Raw genomic sequence first — 18,881 nt, 5'->3', positions numbered from 1 at the left:
TTAGGCTACTAGTTAGTATCTTTAACAACTTATATATTAAATAATTTGACACATGTCTGAGAATGATAACCTGCAAGAAGCAGATGGAAAAAAAGAAGTAGAATCAACTGAATCTACGCCAAAAGTACAAACTGAAATAAAAACAGAAGTCGTTTCTGAAACTGAAAAAACAGAAGTTATAGATACTGCTGAAGTTATCAATGAAGAAGTCGAAGCAGAAACTACTCCTGAAGTTATTAAGGATGACTCAGTTGATGAAATAGAAGCTTCAAATGCCGAAGATGCCGAAGACGAATCTAATGCAGAGCGTCATGAAGTTGAAGAAAAAGATTATCATGCCATGTCAATGGATGAACTAGTCGCTGAGACTAGCAGACTGTTAGAAAAACATAAAGTTCAGACGATATCTAAACATATCAATGAAATAAAAAGTGAGTTTAATTCTAAATTCAGTGAACTTCTAGAAGAGAAAAAAGAAGAATTTATTGAAGAAGGTGGAAACGAAATAGACTTCTACTATACAAACGACACTAAAAAGCAATTTAATACGCTATACAAAGATTATAAGCAAGCTATTAATTCTTATTACAAGGAACGCGAGCAAAATCTTCAACAAAACCTTGACAATAGACTACAAATTATTGAAGATATTAAAGGTTTACTTAGTGTTGAAGAAAATATGGGTACTACCTATAAAAACTTCAAAGAACTTCAAGAAAAATGGAGAACAGCAGGACCAATTCCTAGAGATAAATACAATAATGCCTGGAATACTTATCACCATCACGTAGAACGTTTTTACGACTTTTTACACCTCAATAATGATTTGAGAGATATGGATTTTAAGCATAACTATGATCAGAAATTAAAAATCATAGAACGTGCTGAAGAATTAGCTGAAGACGAAAATACGAATCGTTCTTTTAGAGAATTACAAGTATTACACAAGCTTTGGAAAGAAGAACTTGGACCAGTAGGAAAAGAGCATAGAGAAGAAATTTGGGAGCGTTTTAGTAAAGCTACTAAAGCCATACACGATAAGCGTCAGGCTTATTTTGTAGACATGGATAAAGCTCATGAAAAAAATCTTGAGCACAAAGAAGAAATCATTGCTAAAATAAATGCCATTGCAGAAAAGAAAGTTAATTCTCATAGCGCATGGCAAAGTAATATTAAAGAAATCGAAGCTTTAAGAGATGCTTTCTTTAAAGCAGGAAAAGTGCCTTTAAAAGTTAATGAAAGTACATGGTCTAAATTTAAAGGAGCTGTAAGAACTTTTAATAGAGGTAAAAATAGTTTCTATAAAGATTTAAAGAAAGATCAATTTGATAATCTTAAAAAGAAGAAAGCTTTAATTCAAATTGCAGAAGACAATAAAGATAATGACGATTTTGCAACTGTAACTCCATTGATGAAGAAAATTCAAGATGAATGGAAAACAATAGGACATGTTCCTAGACGTGACAGTGATAAAATATGGAAACAGTTTAAAAAAGCTTGTAACCATTATTTTGATAAAATGCATACAGAGCGTAAAGCAAAAGATCAACATTTATTTGATGCATTTGATAAAAAAGTAAAACTTTTAGATCAACTAAAAACATTAGAACCAACTGAAGATCCTAAAGCAGATATTAAAGCATTACAAGAAAAAATTGCTGAGTGGAAAGAGGTTGGATATGTACCACAAAACAAACGCTATATTGATGGTAAATTTTACAAAGCCATAGATGATGCTTTTGATAAAGTGAAGATGGAAAAATCTAAAGTTGAAATGATTAAGTTTGAAAGCAAACTTGAAAATTTAGCTGATCCTGAAGATACTAGGTTATTAGATAACGAATATAACTTTATTAAAAAGCGTATTGACGAAATCAAATCTGAAATTAATCAATTAGAAAATAACTTACAGTTTTTCTCTAATGTAAAATCAGATAACCCTTTAGTTAAAGACGTTCATAAGAATATAGAAAAGCATAAAACTGAACTAGAAACTTGGAAAGCAAAACTGACTAAAGTTCGCGGAATGTATAATTAAAATTTCTATAAAACTCTACAAGAGATTCATGCTTATGACAACTCCTTTTGTCATAAGCATGAATCTCTTGTGCTAAACAATAAATCAATCAGCTCCTTTTTATTTACATAATAACATGTAGCCTATAATCAATTTAAACATCTATATATTATGAGGAAAATTTTACCCTTTTTACTATTATGCCTACCTACTATCGTAGTTTCACAAGTTATCTTAGATCAAGTTGATGACTTTGAAGATTATACTATGAGCAATTGGACTAAAACAAATTCAATTCCAAATGAAAATATTTATAACGGAGGTCCATCTGGAGAAGAAGATAATTTTTTAAGAATTACTTCTAGTGGTTCTGGAGAAGATCTTGAATTAATGACTAAAAACAATGCGCAATGGAAAGGTGATTACTACCAAGGTAATCTTTCTGGTCGTATCAAATATATATCGATGGATGTAAGAAATTCTGGTAGTACAGTTATCTTTTTAAGGCTAGCTTTTCAAACCGATTATGGCCTTACTTATAGATGCAGTACTACTAATGCCATAGCTGTTTTACCAAACGAAGGATGGAAACGAATTTCCTTTTCTATACTTGAAGATAACATTACAGCACTTTCAGACCCCTTTAATTATGCAGTTACATTTGGTAGTGGTAGTCAAGGAGTAGAAGAAATGAGAATATTACATAATGATGTCCCAGCCTGGGAATCTGACCCTATTGATGCTATATTAGATATAGATAATATTATGGCTGATAGTGAAACGCTAAGCACAAAAGATATAGCGATTAGCTCTCAATTAAAACTATATCCAAACCCTAGTAATAATACCATTACAGTAATTAGTAATGAAAACGTAACTGAAGCAATTTCATACAACATTATAGATGCTTTAGGAAGAACTGTAAAAACAGGGGACTCAAAATTAAATCAAGAAATACATATTCAAGATCTCACGAATGGCAATTATATTGTTGAAATCAAAAATGATAACGGAAATATCTTAAGAAAAAAAATTATAAAAAATTAGTAGCTATTACCTATGCTGCTATCTTTTTAGCGATAGATGAAAACCCGTATACTAAGATGTCAAATATCAAAACCCATCTGATTCAACAGATGGGTTTTGCCCTAACTAAACTAAATTTTAATCTTAATTATAACCGCTAAATAATAATTAAGACTTCCTACTAAGAATACAAAAACAGGTTATGTTTTTATATATAGTAATTACGGTCAGCAAATACTTTTGGATGTTTCGTTTTTCGCTTTATGATAACTTTAACAAATCAACAAAAAACAGTAATTAACTACATCTAAATTATAAGTGATTCTAGATATATATTAAAGCAAGTAAACAGGTAGAAAGTCACATCAAAAAAAATGACAGACAGTTTACGTATTAAATAATAAGCATATTGTAAGTGAGTAGATTACTCCTTTATCAAGAATGATAAAAATAAATTATTAAAGTAATTTTGCCTCTTCCCAAAACACATCCATTTCAGAAAGTGTCATATCTTTTAAAGATTTATCTAGAGACTTCGCTTTAGTTTCAAGATATTTAAAGCGTTTTATAAATTTTTTATTTGTGCGTTCTAAAGCGTTTTCAGGACTAATATTAAGGAAGCGTGCATAATTAATCATAGAGAACATAACGTCACCAAACTCGCTTTCAATAGCGTCTTGATCACCTTTTTCTACTTCAACTTTTAACTCTTCAAGCTCCTCCTCTACTTTAGCATAAACTTGTTCAGTTTCTTCCCAATCAAAGCCAACACCCGCAACTTTTTCTTGTATACGACTTGCTTTTACCATTGCTGGTAAACTTCTTGGCACACCTTCTAAAACACTAGTTTTTCCTTCTTTTAACTTCAGTTGTTCCCAATTACGCTTTACTTCAGCTTCATCTTTAACAACAACATCTCCATAAATATGTGGATGGCGACTTATAAGTTTATCGCAGATGCTATTACAAACATCTGCGATATTAAAAGTATTAGTTTCACTTCCTATTTTAGAATAAAAAACAATATGTAGTAAAACATCTCCCAATTCCTTTTTAACCTCTTCTAAATCATTATCTAAAATAGCGTCACCAAGTTCGTAAACTTCTTCAATAGTAAGATGACGTAAGGTTTCCATCGTTTGTTTTTTATCCCACGGACATTGCTCACGCAACTCATCCATGATAATTAACAAACGTTCAAAGGCTTTTAATTGGGCTGTTTTGTCAGACATTTTTATTCTTCTTCTGAAGTATCTTTTTCTTTTTTCTCTTCTTCAAGTGCTCCTAAAAGCTCATTTTTTTGAAGTAAATTATACCATTGAATAACCTTCTTAATATCTGAAGGATATACACGGTCTTCATCATAATCTGGTAAAACTTCAAAGAAAAATTCTTCTAAAGCATCTTTACCATCTTTATGACTAATAGAAGTTGGCTCACCATTTTCTTTTTCCTTAATTTTTTTAAGGACTTCTCTTAATGGCACTTCTTCTGCTAATGTATAAATAGCGATTTCGCTAAGAATACTAATATTACTGTGCGCACCAACTGTGATACGTTTTTTATCTACTAAAGATTCTACAATGGCACCAGATCTTGTCTGTGCTACAATTTGGTATAAACCAGGTTTACCTGATATTGATAAAATTTTGTCTAAGCTCATATATATTTTATTAGCGTTTTTTACTCATAGCAGGAAAACGCATTCTGTAATCTATTTTAATCTTACCTTTTGAAATATTGGTAAGCTTTCCTTTTATTAATCGTTTTTTAAATGAAGATAATTTATCTGTAAACAGAATACCTTCAATATGGTCATATTCATGCTGAATTACACGAGCAATTAAACCATCATATTCTTCAACATGAGTTTCAAAGTTCTCATCTTGATATTGAATTTTAATTTTCGGCTTTCTAAAAACATCTTCTCTTACATCCGGAATACTTAAACAACCTTCATTAAAAGCCCATTCATCACCTTCTTCTTCTAAAATTTGAGCGTTAATAAATGTTTTTTTGAAGTTTTTCATTTGTTCACTCTCTTTTTCAGAAAGATCCTCATCATCTGCAAAAGGACTTGCGTCTATTACAAATAAACGAATTGCTAAACCTATTTGAGGTGCAGCTAAACCAACACCATATGCACCATACATTGTTTCGTACATATTTTCGATTAGTCCTTGTACTTTTGGATAATCTTTATCAATTTCTTTAGCCTCTTTCTTTAAAACAGCATCGCCGTAGGCTACGATAGGTAAAATCATAATTCTATTATTTTCGGGTGCAAAAGTACCAAATTCTGTGATAATATTCGAAATTTCAAAAACTAAATTCTAAAGCTTTTCATGTAAAAAGCTAAAATTTAAAGCTCTATGTTTTAAATCGTAATTTATAAATTAAAAAATATCAGTTCTATAATTACTGAACACTAGAAAGATAACTTTGTAAAATAAGTGTTGCACTAATCTCATCAACCAAAGCTTTATTTTTTCGTTGTTTTTTCTTTAATCCACTATCAATCATCGTCTGAAAAGCCATTTTTGAAGTAAAGCGTTCATCAACACGATCTACGGGGATTTGAGGAATTTCTTTTAATAAAAGTTTTAAGAATTTTTGAATATAAACTTCACTTTCTGAAGCTGTATTATCCATTTGTTTTGGTAAGCCTACAACAATCTTTTCAACATTTTCAGTTGAAACATATTTTTTTAAATACTCTAGCAATTGCTTTGTATCTACTGTAGTAAGGCCAGATGCAATAATTTGCATTTCATCTGTAACAGCTAATCCCGTTCGTTTTGTACCATAATCTATGGCTAATATTCTTCCCATAATACAAAGATAAGATAATAAAAAACGCTTCTTTATAATAAAGAAGCGTTTTTAAACAATCAATTTAACTAAATTAATGTAATGATTTTATCCCTCTAAAAATAAATCATATCCATAACCTATTATTAAGACACTGCATTTTCTGACAAGTCACATTTTTTTCTTAAAGAATTTTAGCTTCAGTTATTATAAAAGTATCTTTGGTTCCTAAAAAAAAATTGAAAACTTATGAAACAACTACAAACTATAATAGAAAATGCTTGGGACGATCGTTCACTTTTAACAAATGAAGAAACTATTAACGCTATTAGAAGTGTTGTAGATTTAGTTGATGCTGGTACTTTACGTGTTGCAGAACCTACTGAAGATGGTTGGCAAGTTAATGAATGGGTAAAAAAAGCCGTAGTATTATATTTCCCAATTCAGAAAATGGAAACTTTTGAAGTTGGTATTTTTGAATATCACGATAAAATTCCTCTAAAAACTGGTTATGCAGAAAAAGGAATTAGAGTTGTACCAAATGCAGTAGCAAGACATGGTGCTTACATTTCTGCTGGTACTATTTTAATGCCAAGTTATGTAAATATTGGTGCTTATGTAGATGAAGGAACTATGGTAGATACATGGGCAACCGTTGGTAGTTGTGCACAAATTGGTAAAAACGTACATCTTTCTGGAGGTGTTGGTATTGGTGGTGTTTTAGAACCATTACAAGCTGCTCCTGTAATTATTGAAGATGGTGCATTTATTGGTTCTCGTTGTATTGTTGTTGAAGGCGTACGCGTAGAAAAAGAAGCTGTTTTAGGTGCTAATGTTGTTTTAACAATGAGTACTAAAATTATAGATGTTACAGGAGACAAACCTGTAGAAACTAAAGGTGTTGTACCTGCACGTTCTGTAGTGATCCCTGGTAGTTATACTAAAAAGTTTGCCGCAGGCGAATTTCAAGTACCTTGTGCACTAATTATAGGTAAACGTAAAGAAAGTACGAATAAAAAAACCTCTTTAAACGATGCTTTACGTGAATATGATGTAGCTGTATAATACGTTACTTTCTATAAATTGAAAAAATATAATAATCCAACTGTGACAAATTGATTTACAGTTGGATTTTTTTTAACTTTAAGTATGAAAATTTTAGTTATTCAACAGAAAATGATTGGTGATGTTTTGGCGACAAGTATTTTGTTTGAAGCCATTAAACAGAAATATCCAAATTCAGAATTACATTATGTGATTAATTCACATACATTTCCTGTAGTTGAAAATAATCCCTTTGTTGATTACTTTCATTTTTTTACTCCAGAGCATGAAAAGAGTAAATTAAAACTTTTCAAATTTGCTAAAGATTTAAACAAAGAAAGTTTTGATGTTGTTATTGATGTTTACATCAAATTATCGAGTAAACTAATCACTTTTTTATCTAAAGCTAAAACTAAAATATCAATTGATAAAGGTCAAAAATCCTTAATCTACAATCACACTTTTAAACATAAATTAAAAGCTGACACCAATGCGGGTTTAGCGATTGAAAATCGTTTACAACTACTAACCCCTCTAGATATTGATCCTTTAAAAATTGTAAGGCCAAAAATATATCTTACAGAGAATGAAAAAAATGAGGCTAAACTATTTTTAGAATCTAATAATATAGATTTAGAGAAGCCATTATTTATGATTGGCGTTTTAGGTAGCGGAAGTAACAAAACCTTTCCTTTTGAATACATGGCAAAAGTGATAGATCAGATTGTTTTAGAGCAACCTGATAGTCAAATTTTATTTAATTACATTCCTAAACAAGAAGCTGATGCTAAAGCCATTTTAGATTTATGCACAGCAAAAACTAAGAAGAAAGTTTATTTTAACGTTTTCGGAAAAAGTTTAAGAAGCTTTTTAGCAATTACATCTTACTGCGATGCTTTAATAGGAAATGAAGGTGGCGCAATTAATATGGCAAAAGCATTATATATACCAACATTTACTATATTTTCTCCTTGGATTAAAAAAGAAGCTTGGAATATGTTTGATGATGGGCAAAAACATGTTTCTGCCCATCTTAAAGATTTTAATAAAGCGCCTTATCAAAATATTAAACACCCAAAAATTTTAAAATCAAAAGCTTCAGAATTATATTTAGATTTTAAACCTTCTTATTTTGAAAGTGATTTAAAAGAATTTTTAAAACTATTGAATTAGGCTTTCTTAATTCCAAACTCTGTCCATTTTAAGTTTTCTTTTTTCACTTTAGCTCTAATCGCTAAGTTTCTATCTAAAGATTCTTGAGTTTTATAACCTCTTGCGTGGTCTAAATGTAAAACGATTGCCTTATAACGAATTTGCTTCGTCTTCATTCCAAAATTAACTAAGCGTTCTCCTAATTCTCTATCTGGCCCACCATATTGCATACGCTCATCGTAACCATTAATAGCAATTAAATCTGCTTTCCATGCAGAAGAATTACAGTTATTAAACGTTGCTCCTGTTGGTGTAACGACATCTAAAAAACTAGCTAAACCATCTTTTACAGATAATTTTAACGTGTTTTTACTTCCTAATTCTCCTTTAGATTTTAACCATTTTACATCAAAACAATTGTGAGATGTAATATCATCTTCAGAAATAGTTTCACTTAAATCCATATTAAGTTTACAATACCCGCCAGATAAGAAATAACCTTTTTCTGCAAACTTAGCATGTGTTTCTACAAAATCTTCACGCGGAATGCAATCGCCATCTGTAAATAAAATATATTCATTTTTAGCCATAACAATGGCTTCATTTAATATTTTTTGACGTCTATATCCTTTATCTTCATGCCAAGCATGTGTAATATTTACAGGGTAATTTTCTTTAAATTTATCAATAAGAACTTTGGTTTCATTGGTAGAACCATCGTCTGCAATAATAATATCAAAATCTTTATAAGTCTGTACACTATAACCGTATAGAACTTTCTCTAACCAATCTATTTTATTATAGGTTGCAATAATCACTGTTATTTTAGGTAGTGCCATTGTCTATGCTTTTATTATACCAAAATTGGTATAGGTTGCTTTATTCTGTTTTGTTTCTTTCCTTATTTGCTGATTTAAAGCTAAAGCTTTTTCATTTTTATAAGGTCTATCGTGATGCAAATGTACGCAAATACAACTATAACGTACTTGTTTAAATTTAACACCATTGTTCATCATGCGCTCCCCTACTTCCCTATCTAATCCGCCATATTCCATTCGTTCATCAAAACCATTCACCTTTAAAATATCGGTTTTGTAACAAGACGTATTCATACCATCAAAAGTTGCCTTTGTTGGTGTAATTGTATTTAAAAAAATAGCTTTTTGATTTGATTTGGTTAGCTTATTAAGCTTAAAACTTTTGGGCTGACCGACTTTTAGAAGCCAAGACTTATTAAAACAATCTTGTTTAGAAATAACGCTTTTACTCATTAATTCTGTAACACTTTCTACCAACTTAAAATAGCCACCAGAAAGTGCTCTGTTTTTTTTACGTAAACGCAAATGTGTTTCTACAAAATCTTGTCTTGCAATACAATCGCCATCAGTAAAAATGAGATAATCTGAATTTGAAGCCATAATAGCTTTATTCAGAATTTTAGTTTTCTGAAAACCTTCGTCTTTATGCCAAACATGAATCACTTTTAATTCTGTTTCTGAAGAAAATTGGTCAATTATGGTTTTAGTTCTTTCATCTGATCCATCATCTGCAATAACAATTTCAAAATCAGTTACCGTTTGTAAGCTATAACTATAAAGCACCATTGCTAACCAATTTGGTTTATTGTACGTACTTATAATTACAGAGGCTTTAGTATTAGATTGCATAGCGCAAAAATACTATTTTTACAACTGTAAAAACACAAGTATGCTTAAACTATCTGGAGTTATAATTACATTTAACGAAGAATTAAATATTGAAAAATGTTTAAAATCTCTGGCTAATGTTGTTGATGAAATAATAGTTGTAGATTCTTTTTCTACCGATAAAACTAAAAGTATTTGCGAAAAGTATAATGTCACTTTTATTGAGCAAAAATTTTTAGGCTATACAGAACAAAAGAATTTTGCCTTATCACAAACAACATATAATCACGTGGTAGCTTTAGATGGAGATGAGGCCTTATCAGAAATGCTTCAGAAATCGATTATAAACCTAAAATCTAATTGGAAATTTGATGGCTATTACGCCAATCGTTTTAATAATTTTTGTGGACAATGGATTAAGCACACCACTTGGTATCCTGAAAAAAAATTACGTGTTTTTGATAAAACAAAAGCGTCTTGGTCTGGTCATAAAATACATGAGACGGTTAACCTGAACTCTAAAGATTCGAAAGTAGGAAAATTAAAAGGCGACATTTTACACCGTAATTATCAGTCGTATTCTGAGCACAATCAACAAATTGAAAAATTTACATCAATTTCTGCTCAAGCTTATTACGATAAAGGAAAAAAATCATCACTTTTTAAAATTATTGTAAATCCGACTTGGGCCTTTTTTCAATCTTATGTAATAAAACTAGGCTTTTTAGATGGCTTTAATGGTTTCTATATTTCTGTACAAACTGCTCATATTCGCTTTTTGAAGTATGCAAAATTACGCGAGTTGAATAAAAAATCTTAATGTTTTTTCTTTCTCCAGAAAAAATACTTTCTCTTAAAAGCTTCTTTCTTTTTAAAGCTTAGTGAAAATTTTTGAGAGAAAAACAACATGCGTTCTTTAACTTCATCGTGAGGTTTACCAATAAGTTTGGCATATTCATCACTTAAAACTTCAAGCATATAATCTTTAGGTGATAAACGTGCAAAATTAGCTAAACGCTCATCATAACTTAAAGTTTTAAAATCCATTCGGTTAAGATCTACCAAATAAAATTTATAATCATCACCTTCTTTTTTAATTAGCGTATTACCTGGCGAATGGTCTAAGAAATGAATTCCGTTTTCATGCAAGCTATAAGTAAACTGTGTAAACTTTCTTAGAATATTATCGTAATCATCACATGTTGGATCATCTACAAGCTTTCTAATTGTAAAATCGTATTCTAACTGTTTGCTAATATAATAACTACTCCCAAAGGTAAAAGCAGACTTATACTCTACAAAAGCCTCTGGCATTGGTGTTAAAATCCCTGCTTTAAGTAAGCGCTGTGCGTATAAAAAAGAACGTTCGGCTTTACTTTTTCTAAAAAAACGATAAACAATTTTATTTACCAAGTTAGGCACCTTAAACTCCTTAATATTATAACGTTCACCGCCAATCGTCAATATTTTTATAACATTTCGGTAACCATTACCAATCATTTCACCTTGTTGGTCAAAGTTTTCGATGGCATGCATTAACTGTTCTTTCGTTAATGTTGAATTATCTTGAATTTTTACGGTTACAGACATATAATAAACAATAGTAATCTTAGGCTGCAAAAGTAGGTATTTAATTCTTTGGACGAAAGATTAAAAGCCGCTTCAATTATAGCCGAAAGACTTCCAAATATTTCTGTAAATTTGTCCACACTTAATAATTTTCAATGTTTAAACACTATCTCATCACTCGTTTTAATCTCAAAAATAAAAATTGGGATGTCACTAAGAATAACGAAACGTTATTAACACGTGAATGGATGACGCATAGAATTGGATTATTTAGTAATTTTTGTCTTCCTTCAGTTGCTAGTCAAACCAATACCAATTTTAAATGGTTACTTTTTTTTGACGCCACAACAGATGCTGATTTTAAGACTGAAATTGAAGCACTTTTAAAACCTTATCCACATTTTAAGGCTTTTTATATTGACGGAATGGATGCTTTTCATTCGTCTATAAAATCATATATAACCGACGACAGTAAAAATACTCCTTATATTATTACATCTCGAATTGATAATGACGACTGTATTCACAAGGATTATATCTCAACCATTCAACAGCAGTTTAAATCACAAGATTTTATGGCTATTGACATATTAAAAGGTTATTCTCTTCAAGTTTCACCAGACATCATGTTAGGTAAGAAAGAACATATTTTTAACCCTTTTATTAGTCTGATTGAAAAAAATGAGACACCAAAAACCGTTTGGTTCAGCGACCATAACATGTGGAAAAAAGAATCGAGACGTATAGAAATTGCAAATCAACGTTTATGGATGTCTATTATTCACGAAAAAAATAAAGTAAACGAATTTGATGGTTACGACAATGTAAGTTGGGAGGATATAAAAACCGACTTTATTGTTTCTGATGAAATTAACACAAAAGTTTCAGAAAACATTATTCCTCATAAAGAATGGCGCTACTTAAGTTTTAAAAACAAGCTTTACGTTAATTACGTCTTAATGAGTAAGAAATTAAAAAAAGCAGTAGGCTTATATAAGATTAAGTAAGCTTATAATCCTTATTTTTACAGTAATCAATTACTACAATCAAACCTTATCTTTAATGCGATTAATACAATTTACAGCCTCTAATGGTTGGCGTGGACACGAACAAAAAATCATCTATTTATATGAAGCTTTTAAAGCTGAAGGACATGTAGAAGATCAATGGATTGTTTGTCCTATCGATTCTGAATTATATCGTATTGCAACTGAGAAAGGAATGCAAGTTATTCCGTTTGAATATAAATCGGAATACAGTTTGTCTTATGCTAAAGAATTTAAAAAATTAGCAAAAGAAAAAAGAGCAACTGTAGTATTTATTCATAGTAGCAAGGCACATACGTTAGCTGTACTTTCTCATTTTATCTACGGTATGAAAGTACCTTTAGTCCTTTGTCGTACACTTATAAAACGTGTAGACACTAACTTTTTTAGAAAATGGAAATACAATTACAAAGGCATTAAAAAAATTATTTGCGTATCTCAGCCTGTTGTAGAATCCTTAAAATTTGCAGTTAAAGATCATAGCAGACTGTCTGTTATTGGTAGTGTTACTGATATTAATAAGTTTCAGAAACAAGCACCTACGGGAATGTTACATAAGGAATTTAATATTCCTGAAGATTATAAATTAATTGGAAACATTGCTGAATTCACAGGTTTTAAAGATCACTATACTTGGGTTGATACTGTTGAAATTTTAGTAAAAGAAAATAACTTTAAAGCTAAATACATCTTAGTTGGAAAAGGGAGTATGGAACAAGACATCAAAAATTATGTTGAAGAAAAAGGCTTAACAGAGCACATTATCTTTACTGGTTTTAGGCGCGATGTTCCTGAAATTTTACCTGAATTAGATTTATTTCTATTCACTTCTAATAATGAACCTACAGGTGGTGTATTATTAGAATCTTATGCTTGTAAAGTTCCTATTGTTGCTGCTGATGCAGGAGGAATATCTGAAGTTATTGTAGATGGTGAAACCGGTCTTTTAGCAGAAGTTGGTACACCTAAAGATTTTGCTTCTAAAGTAACCTTATTAATGAATGATAAAGCACTTCAAGAGAAGTTAACAACCAATGGTTACCAATATCTTTTAGATAATTTTACCAAATCCGTTATTGCTAAAAAGATGTTTTATGAGTTAACAAAACATGAGATAAAATAAAACATGCGTATCCTTTTTTTTACAAATGAATATTCTCACCCCAAATTACCGCCAAATGGTGGTGTTGGCACATTTTTTAAAACTGTATCTCATGAATTGATTGCAAATGGACATGAGGTATATATTTATGGGTTTTCTAAAAAAAAACATAATATTAATGATAACGGTATAAAGATTAAATTTTTTAAACAATATTTTAAGGCCAATCCTTTAGCCGAACTTATACGTTCTTTAAGTTCACGATTAGGATTTCCTCAAATTACTGAATACTGGTTAGCGAAAGAGCGTAAATACTTGGCTAAAAAGTTAAAATTTTATGCTTTAAAAAATAATATTGACATCATTCAGTCCTTTACATTTAATGGTTATACAGCTTATTGGGATAATAGTATTCCATTAGTAACGCGATTTCATGGTTCAAGAGGGTTTTGGCATCATTATCTAAACAAAGGTAAAGAAGAATTAAAAATTACCATGGAAAAAAAAGCACTTTTAGCAACACCATACATCGTTGCAAACAGCCATTTTTCAAAGGAATTTATAAAAAATTATTATGATGTGGATGTGGATATCGTTATTCCTAATGGCGTCAATACAACTATATTTTCACCTGATGCAACAGTAAAAAAAATTCCGAAATCGATATTTTATATTGGTACATTATCTGAAGCAAAAGGAGTAAAAGATTTAGTAGAGGTTTTCAATTCAGTAATCATAGATGAACCTAAAGCTAAATTACACCTTATAGGTAGAGGTGAAAAATACTGGGAATTTTTAAAAACAGAAGTGTTTTCAGAACAAGCATTAAAAAACACCACATATTTCAACCATATTTCTTTTTCTAAAATTCCAAAAAAATTATCTGAAGCTTCAATTATTGCTGTTCCATCTAAAGGAGAAACTTTTGGTTTTACAATTGTAGAAGCTATGGCTTTAGAAAAAGTAACCATTGTATCCAATATTCCTGTTGCTGCAGAAATTATAAATGATGGCATAGATGGCTTTATTGCGAAAAATAATGAAGATTTTAAAAATCTAATTTTAAAAGTATTTAAAAATCCTGAAGATTATAGAACTTTAGAAAAACAAGCACGTAAAAAAGTGCTTACTCATTTCACTCAAGATAAAATGACAAGTGATACATTAGCTTATTATAAAAAAATTATTAGAAAACAATAAATCTAATTCTAAAATATTGATTATAAATGACGTCAACTTTATTCTATCTTTATAGCCTTAACGAATAAAGACGACCATTACCGTTTTCTACATTGTATAAACGCATGTATTATTTTAGCTTTAAATGAACGAGAATCAAATAAAAAATAACGTTTTAAATCTTATAGATAAAATAAATTATTTGAGTACGATTTAAAGAACTACGGCAATAAATTAAACACTATCGTTTCATCTTCAAGATTTCTAGTTCTTGGTGGCGCAGAAACTATAGGACAAACTAGTTGGAAAAGGGAGTATGGAACAAGATATCAAAAATTATGTTGAAGAAAAAGGCTTAACAGATCACATTATCTTTACGGGTTTTAGGCGTGATGTTCCTGAAATTTCACCTGAATTAGATCTATTTCTGTTCACTTCTAATAATGAACCTACAGGTGAGGTGGTGTATTATTAGAATCTTATGCTTGTAAAGTTCCTATTGTTGCTGCTGATGCAGGAGGAATATCTGAAGTTATTGTAGATGGTGAAACCGGTCTTTTAGCAAAAGTTGGTAACCCTAAAGATTTTGCTTCTAAAGTAACGTTATTAATGAATGATAAAGCACTTCAAGAGAAGTTAACAACCAATGGTTACCAATATCTTTTAGATAATTTTACCAAATCGGTTATTGCTAAAAAGATGTTTAATGAGTTATCTAAACACCAACTTTAATAGGTAATTGTATTAAGTCTCCAAGCTCTTTGTTTAATTTTTCTACTGACAAACGTTTTAAAGCTCCTGTTGGAAAAAAAGTAAGTTCTCCAAAATAGATTTTACCACTAATTGAATATAAATCGACTCTAACAAAAATAAATTCTTCAGCTAACTTTTTTGCTATAGTAACAAGTTCTTCAAAATTATCAGGCTTGGGTAAATCTTTACAAAAAAAACCTTTAGATTCTTTTGTGTTTTCTAATTTATTCCAATTTAAATCATAAACACATTTCTTATACCCATCACTTGTTAAGGTTCTAACTAATATATATTTCGGATCTCCGTGAATACAATAAAATTTATAATCAATTATATTTTCACTATCGGTTTGATCTAAATAATGTTCAGCTAAAATTCTTGGTTTAACTTTTTTATAGATACGCTCTTTATACTTATTGTAGTAATTAGATTGCATATATTTTTTCAATCTACATTTTACCTCATTAACATTAATAGTACTCTTATCACTTACAATAACATTATAGCCCGAACCATGAGTTCCTTTTAACGCGAATTGATTTGGTAAAGCATCAAAATCAATAGCTTCAACAGTATCAAAGACGTCAATAAAATCGACTAAAAAGCCTTTACCTATTTTCTGCTCAACATATTTTCTTACTTCATATTTATCTACAAAATCCTTATAATCTTCATTATATAAATTCTGATTTAGCCATTGTAACTTCTCCACAAACTCAGTTGGATTATCTAAATCTAAACGTTTTTCGTTTTTTAGATAATATTGTGCTTTTATATACGAAATATCAGAATTAGGTTTATTCTTTAAATATTTCGAAAATAATTGATAATATTTCCGCTTGATGAAGTTCATATAACAAATAATTAATCGTGTAAATGTATCAATTAAAGCTTTTAATCCGATTTTTTTACACAAAAAAACTTAACAAAATAAAAAAAAATATTGCTAGCTCGTTTCATAAATAATTATTTTTCTAATATGATATAACTTTTGATTATGATTTGTGAAGCAAAAAATAGAACTGAAGCATAATTCACAGAAGTCATAATTTGCAATAACCATATTAAATTTTAACCCAAATAAAAATATGGCACTATTTAAAGATATAAAGCTCAATCTATAATATATTTTCTAAATTTATATCCTAAAAAGTTCTGATAAACATTAGTAAAAACACCTATTGAGATACCTAATTTACAAAAGTAATGAGTAATAAAATATTTTTAGATTTACATCACATAAGAAACACAAAAAAAGGATTTGGGCAATATGCTCTTAATCTTGCTAAAGGTATTTTACAGAATGACACAGATGGATTAAATCTTTATTATTATGTTCCTCTAAAATGGTATAAACGACTTAGTAATTCAATAAACTATAAAATATATTTAGGCTTACATAGAAGGAGAAACAACTTCAATAATTATGATGTATGGCACAGTTTAACACACCTTAGTAAAGTAGAACCTCAAGATCTTGAGAAAACTAAAATTATATATACTGTTCACGATGCTATTTTTACAATCATAAATATTTCCGAAGAAAAAAGACAACCTTCAATAAAAAAATTACAAAGACAAATAGATAAAAGCAGTTGTCTTGTCTTTATTTCTAAATTTACTCAAGATTGTATTCGTAAAAATTTCACCATAAATGATAACATTCAGCAGTATGTAATTTATAACGGTAACCCAATGGAAGGTGTTAAGCCTATAATTAGCACCTCTAATGACCAGCCTTACTTACTCTGTGTTGGTGAATATAGAAAATACAAAAACCATGCTGCTCTAATCCCTATGCTCTCTCACTTAAAAGAGAACATTAATCTTGTTTTTATGGGTAAATATTCTAAAGAAAATCAAGAAAAAATACTATCTCTAGCAAAAGAACACAAGGTTGAAAATCGCATTATTTTTAAAGCTTCTGTGAGCGAAAGAAAAAAGATCGAATTGTATAGCAATGCCGAAGGTTTAGTTCACCCCTCATTAGCCGAAGGTTTTGGGTTCCCTGTTGTTGAAGCGATGTCTTTAGGTATTCCTGTATTTATTTCAAATAATACAGCACTTCCTGAAGTTGGTGGTACTGCAGCACATTATTGGGATCATTACGAACCTGAGTATATGGCAAAAATAGTAACTGAAGGTTTAGAAGATTTTAGAAAAAATAAAGAAACTAGAAAACAAGAATTATTGCTTCAAGCTTCAAAATTTTCATGGAAAAATATTTCTAAACAGTACTTAGAAGTTTATAAAGCGGTTTTAAATAATACACCTGCCTCAATCAATAAACTGAATTAGTTTTATGATAAACTCCTATGAAGAATAAAAAACAAACTTTAGAAGAAAGTGTATTAAATATAATCGGTAGAAAAACCGAATTATTCATTAGTGATATCAATAAATATCACAACGAATTAAACACTGTTGTTTCATCTTCAAAATTTCTAGTTCTTGGTGGCGCAGGAACTATAGGACAAGCTGTGGTTAAAGAAATATTTAAGCATAACCCTGTTAAATTGCATGTTGTAGATATTAGCGAAAATAATCTAGTGGAATTAGTTAGAGATATTAGAAGTTCTTACGGTTATACCAATGGTGATTTTAAAACCTTTGCTTTAGATATTGGTTCTATTGCGTATGATGCATTTATCAAATCTGATGGGAAATATGATTACGTCCTTAACCTTTCTGCTTTAAAACATGTTCGAAGTGAAGAAGATCCTTTCACCTTAATGCGAATGATTGATGTAAATATTTTTAATACCGAAAAAACCATTCAACAATCTATAGAAAATGGTGTAAAAAAATACTTCTGCGTTTCTACAGATAAAGCGAGTGACCCTGTTAATATGATGGGAGCTTCAAAACGAATTATGGAACTTTTTTTATTCCAAAAAAGTAAAGAAATCAGTATTTCTACAGCTCGTTTTGCAAATGTTGCTTTTTCAGATGGTTCTTTATTATATGGTTTTGAACAACGCATTAAAAAGCAACAACCTATTGTAGCGCCAAACGATGTAAAGCGTTACTTTATAAGTCCTGAAGAATCTGGTCAACTTTGTTTAATGTCTTGTTTATTTGGAAATAACAACGACATTTTCTTTCCTAAATTGAATGAAAATTTTAAACTATCTAGCTTCTCTGATATAGCTATAAACTTTATTAAAAACTTAGATTACGAACCTTATTTATGTAAAGATGAAGATGAAGCAAGAGCCTTGGCTAAAACATTACCGCTCTCTGGTAAATGGCCGTATTTATTAACAAAAAGTGACACCACTGGCGAAAAAGAAATAGAACTATTTTTTACAGAGAATGAAACTTTAGACTTAAATCGTTTTAATTCTATAGGGATTATTAAGCCCAATTCTGAACTGAACTTCAATGATAAAACAGCATCATTTACCAAGTCTATAAATCATTTAAAAGCAGAAAAAAGTTGGACAAAGGAAGATTTAATCACTTTATTCCATAAAATATTACCGAACTTTACCCACAAAGAAACAGGTAAATATTTAGACCATAAAATGTAACGG

The 18,881-nt window shown here is 29.9% G+C and carries 19 protein-coding genes and 1 pseudogene; 12 read left to right on the top strand and 8 right to left on the bottom strand.

Annotated elements, in window-relative coordinates:
* The first annotated feature begins 52 nt into the window (after positions 1-52).
* The gene (locus H0I32_RS12720) at positions 53-2,038 is read left to right on the top strand and encodes a DUF349 domain-containing protein (RefSeq protein WP_179313791.1); all 1,986 of its coding nucleotides are present in this window, start codon (positions 53-55) and stop codon (positions 2,036-2,038) included.
* 150 nt (positions 2,039-2,188) lie between these two features.
* Positions 2,189-3,064, top strand: a complete 876-nt coding sequence (locus H0I32_RS12715; RefSeq protein ID WP_179313790.1) for a T9SS type A sorting domain-containing protein — start codon at positions 2,189-2,191, stop codon at positions 3,062-3,064.
* 437 nt (positions 3,065-3,501) lie between these two features.
* Here the strand turns inward: H0I32_RS12715 and mazG are convergent, their stop codons facing one another.
* The 4 genes from mazG to ruvX all read right to left on the bottom strand — a co-directional run bounded on the left by mazG (position 3,502) and on the right by ruvX (position 5,875).
* The gene (gene mazG / locus H0I32_RS12710) at positions 3,502-4,275 is read right to left on the bottom strand and encodes a nucleoside triphosphate pyrophosphohydrolase (RefSeq protein ID WP_173588053.1); all 774 of its coding nucleotides are present in this window, start codon (positions 4,273-4,275) and stop codon (positions 3,502-3,504) included.
* A 2-nt stretch (positions 4,276-4,277) separates the two neighbouring features.
* Positions 4,278-4,706, bottom strand: coding sequence for a DUF5606 domain-containing protein (locus tag H0I32_RS12705; RefSeq protein WP_173588052.1), 429 nt, complete (start codon positions 4,704-4,706; stop codon positions 4,278-4,280).
* A 10-nt stretch (positions 4,707-4,716) separates the two neighbouring features.
* A complete protein-coding gene (gene def, locus H0I32_RS12700; RefSeq protein ID WP_179313789.1) occupies positions 4,717-5,307 on the bottom strand; it encodes a peptide deformylase in 591 nt (196 codons plus the stop codon).
* Positions 5,308-5,461: 154 nt separating this feature from the next.
* The gene (gene ruvX / locus H0I32_RS12695; RefSeq protein ID WP_179313788.1) at positions 5,462-5,875 is read right to left on the bottom strand and encodes a Holliday junction resolvase RuvX; all 414 of its coding nucleotides are present in this window, start codon (positions 5,873-5,875) and stop codon (positions 5,462-5,464) included.
* A gap of 228 nt (positions 5,876-6,103) precedes the next feature.
* Here ruvX and H0I32_RS12690 point away from each other — a divergent pair, with 228 nt between their 5' ends.
* Together H0I32_RS12690 and H0I32_RS12685 are read left to right on the top strand one after the other, a co-directional pair.
* Positions 6,104-6,919: a 2,3,4,5-tetrahydropyridine-2,6-dicarboxylate N-succinyltransferase gene (locus tag H0I32_RS12690; protein ID WP_173588049.1), complete on the top strand. Its 816-nt coding sequence runs from the start codon at positions 6,104-6,106 to the stop codon at positions 6,917-6,919.
* A gap of 84 nt (positions 6,920-7,003) precedes the next feature.
* Complete coding sequence (locus H0I32_RS12685; RefSeq protein ID WP_179313787.1) at positions 7,004-8,071, top strand: glycosyltransferase family 9 protein; 1,068 nt, start codon at positions 7,004-7,006, stop codon at positions 8,069-8,071.
* On the opposite strand, the gene H0I32_RS12680 is transcribed toward H0I32_RS12685, so the two are convergent.
* Together H0I32_RS12680 and H0I32_RS12675 are read right to left on the bottom strand one after the other, a co-directional pair.
* Complete coding sequence (locus tag H0I32_RS12680) at positions 8,068-8,889, bottom strand: glycosyltransferase family 2 protein (RefSeq protein WP_179313786.1); 822 nt, start codon at positions 8,887-8,889, stop codon at positions 8,068-8,070. The two genes, H0I32_RS12685 and H0I32_RS12680, sit on opposite strands and share 4 nt — an antisense overlap.
* A 3-nt stretch (positions 8,890-8,892) precedes the next feature.
* Positions 8,893-9,717: a glycosyltransferase family 2 protein gene (locus H0I32_RS12675; RefSeq protein ID WP_179313785.1), complete on the bottom strand. Its 825-nt coding sequence runs from the start codon at positions 9,715-9,717 to the stop codon at positions 8,893-8,895.
* A 40-nt stretch (positions 9,718-9,757) separates the two neighbouring features.
* On the opposite strand from H0I32_RS12675, the gene H0I32_RS12670 reads away from it, so the two are divergent.
* Positions 9,758-10,516: a glycosyltransferase family 2 protein gene (locus tag H0I32_RS12670; RefSeq protein ID WP_179313784.1), complete on the top strand. Its 759-nt coding sequence runs from the start codon at positions 9,758-9,760 to the stop codon at positions 10,514-10,516.
* Here the strand turns inward: H0I32_RS12670 and H0I32_RS12665 are convergent.
* Positions 10,513-11,316, bottom strand: coding sequence for a lipopolysaccharide kinase InaA family protein (locus H0I32_RS12665; protein ID WP_246293604.1), 804 nt, complete (start codon positions 11,314-11,316; stop codon positions 10,513-10,515). The two genes, H0I32_RS12670 and H0I32_RS12665, sit on opposite strands and share 4 nt — an antisense overlap.
* Positions 11,317-11,420: 104 nt before the next feature.
* Between H0I32_RS12665 and H0I32_RS12660 the strand changes: the two genes are divergently transcribed.
* The 5 genes and pseudogenes from H0I32_RS12660 to H0I32_RS12640 all read left to right on the top strand — a co-directional run bounded on the left by H0I32_RS12660 (position 11,421) and on the right by H0I32_RS12640 (position 15,324).
* A complete protein-coding gene (locus H0I32_RS12660) occupies positions 11,421-12,272 on the top strand; it encodes a glycosyltransferase (protein ID WP_179313783.1) in 852 nt (283 codons plus the stop codon).
* A gap of 55 nt (positions 12,273-12,327) precedes the next feature.
* Positions 12,328-13,434, top strand: coding sequence for a glycosyltransferase family 4 protein (locus tag H0I32_RS12655; RefSeq protein ID WP_218747074.1), 1,107 nt, complete (start codon positions 12,328-12,330; stop codon positions 13,432-13,434).
* Between the two features lie 3 nt (positions 13,435-13,437).
* Positions 13,438-14,613 (top strand): glycosyltransferase family 4 protein, encoded by a 1,176-nt coding sequence (locus H0I32_RS12650; RefSeq protein WP_179313781.1) that lies wholly within the window; start codon positions 13,438-13,440, stop codon positions 14,611-14,613.
* A 289-nt stretch (positions 14,614-14,902) separates the two neighbouring features.
* Positions 14,903-15,067: pseudogene (locus tag H0I32_RS12645) on the top strand (glycosyltransferase); the annotation flags it as partial.
* A gap of 23 nt (positions 15,068-15,090) precedes the next feature.
* Entirely contained in the window at positions 15,091-15,324 is a 234-nt protein-coding gene (locus H0I32_RS12640) for a glycosyltransferase (RefSeq protein WP_173588212.1), read from the top strand.
* On the opposite strand, the gene H0I32_RS12635 is transcribed toward H0I32_RS12640, so the two are convergent.
* Positions 15,308-16,198 carry an ATP-grasp fold amidoligase family protein gene (locus H0I32_RS12635; protein ID WP_173588040.1) on the bottom strand — a complete coding sequence of 297 codons (891 nt, stop codon included), beginning with the start codon at positions 16,196-16,198 and terminating at the stop codon, positions 15,308-15,310. The genes H0I32_RS12640 and H0I32_RS12635 overlap by 17 nt on opposite strands.
* Positions 16,199-16,551: 353 nt before the next feature.
* Between H0I32_RS12635 and H0I32_RS12630 the strand changes: the two genes are divergently transcribed.
* Both H0I32_RS12630 and H0I32_RS12625 read left to right on the top strand, forming a co-directional pair.
* Positions 16,552-17,643 carry a glycosyltransferase family 4 protein gene (locus H0I32_RS12630; RefSeq protein WP_179313780.1) on the top strand — a complete coding sequence of 364 codons (1,092 nt, stop codon included), beginning with the start codon at positions 16,552-16,554 and terminating at the stop codon, positions 17,641-17,643.
* A gap of 17 nt (positions 17,644-17,660) precedes the next feature.
* Positions 17,661-18,878 carry a UDP-N-acetylglucosamine 4,6-dehydratase gene (locus H0I32_RS12625; RefSeq protein ID WP_179313779.1) on the top strand — a complete coding sequence of 406 codons (1,218 nt, stop codon included), beginning with the start codon at positions 17,661-17,663 and terminating at the stop codon, positions 18,876-18,878.
* The last annotated feature ends 3 nt before the right edge of the window (positions 18,879-18,881 follow it).

It is taken from the genome of Winogradskyella sp. HaHa_3_26 (assembly GCF_019278425.1).
Lineage (GTDB): Bacteria > Bacteroidota > Bacteroidia > Flavobacteriales > Flavobacteriaceae > Winogradskyella > Winogradskyella undariae.
This window is presented reverse-complemented; position numbering and strand designations above follow the sequence as displayed.

What these genes read in the sequence shown, in the direction of transcription:
- H0I32_RS12720 (WP_179313791.1), top strand. Translation starts at nt 53, where the DNA reads ATGTCTGAGAATGATAACCTGCAAGAAGCAGATGGAAAAAAAGAAGTA.
- H0I32_RS12715 (WP_179313790.1), top strand. Translation starts at nt 2,189, where the DNA reads ATGAGGAAAATTTTACCCTTTTTACTATTATGCCTACCTACTATCGTA.
- mazG (WP_173588053.1), bottom strand. Translation starts at nt 4,275, where the DNA reads ATGTCTGACAAAACAGCCCAATTAAAAGCCTTTGAACGTTTGTTAATT.
- H0I32_RS12705 (WP_173588052.1), bottom strand. Translation starts at nt 4,706, where the DNA reads ATGAGCTTAGACAAAATTTTATCAATATCAGGTAAACCTGGTTTATAC.
- def (WP_179313789.1), bottom strand. Translation starts at nt 5,307, where the DNA reads ATGATTTTACCTATCGTAGCCTACGGCGATGCTGTTTTAAAGAAAGAG.
- ruvX (WP_179313788.1), bottom strand. Translation starts at nt 5,875, where the DNA reads ATGGGAAGAATATTAGCCATAGATTATGGTACAAAACGAACGGGATTA.
- H0I32_RS12690 (WP_173588049.1), top strand. Translation starts at nt 6,104, where the DNA reads ATGAAACAACTACAAACTATAATAGAAAATGCTTGGGACGATCGTTCA.
- H0I32_RS12685 (WP_179313787.1), top strand. Translation starts at nt 7,004, where the DNA reads ATGAAAATTTTAGTTATTCAACAGAAAATGATTGGTGATGTTTTGGCG.
- H0I32_RS12680 (WP_179313786.1), bottom strand. Translation starts at nt 8,889, where the DNA reads ATGGCACTACCTAAAATAACAGTGATTATTGCAACCTATAATAAAATA.
- H0I32_RS12675 (WP_179313785.1), bottom strand. Translation starts at nt 9,717, where the DNA reads ATGCAATCTAATACTAAAGCCTCTGTAATTATAAGTACGTACAATAAA.
- H0I32_RS12670 (WP_179313784.1), top strand. Translation starts at nt 9,758, where the DNA reads ATGCTTAAACTATCTGGAGTTATAATTACATTTAACGAAGAATTAAAT.
- H0I32_RS12660 (WP_179313783.1), top strand. Translation starts at nt 11,421, where the DNA reads ATGTTTAAACACTATCTCATCACTCGTTTTAATCTCAAAAATAAAAAT.
- H0I32_RS12655 (WP_218747074.1), top strand. Translation starts at nt 12,328, where the DNA reads ATGCGATTAATACAATTTACAGCCTCTAATGGTTGGCGTGGACACGAA.
- H0I32_RS12650 (WP_179313781.1), top strand. Translation starts at nt 13,438, where the DNA reads ATGCGTATCCTTTTTTTTACAAATGAATATTCTCACCCCAAATTACCG.
- H0I32_RS12635 (WP_173588040.1), bottom strand. Translation starts at nt 16,198, where the DNA reads ATGAACTTCATCAAGCGGAAATATTATCAATTATTTTCGAAATATTTA.
- H0I32_RS12630 (WP_179313780.1), top strand. Translation starts at nt 16,552, where the DNA reads ATGAGTAATAAAATATTTTTAGATTTACATCACATAAGAAACACAAAA.
- H0I32_RS12625 (WP_179313779.1), top strand. Translation starts at nt 17,661, where the DNA reads ATGAAGAATAAAAAACAAACTTTAGAAGAAAGTGTATTAAATATAATC.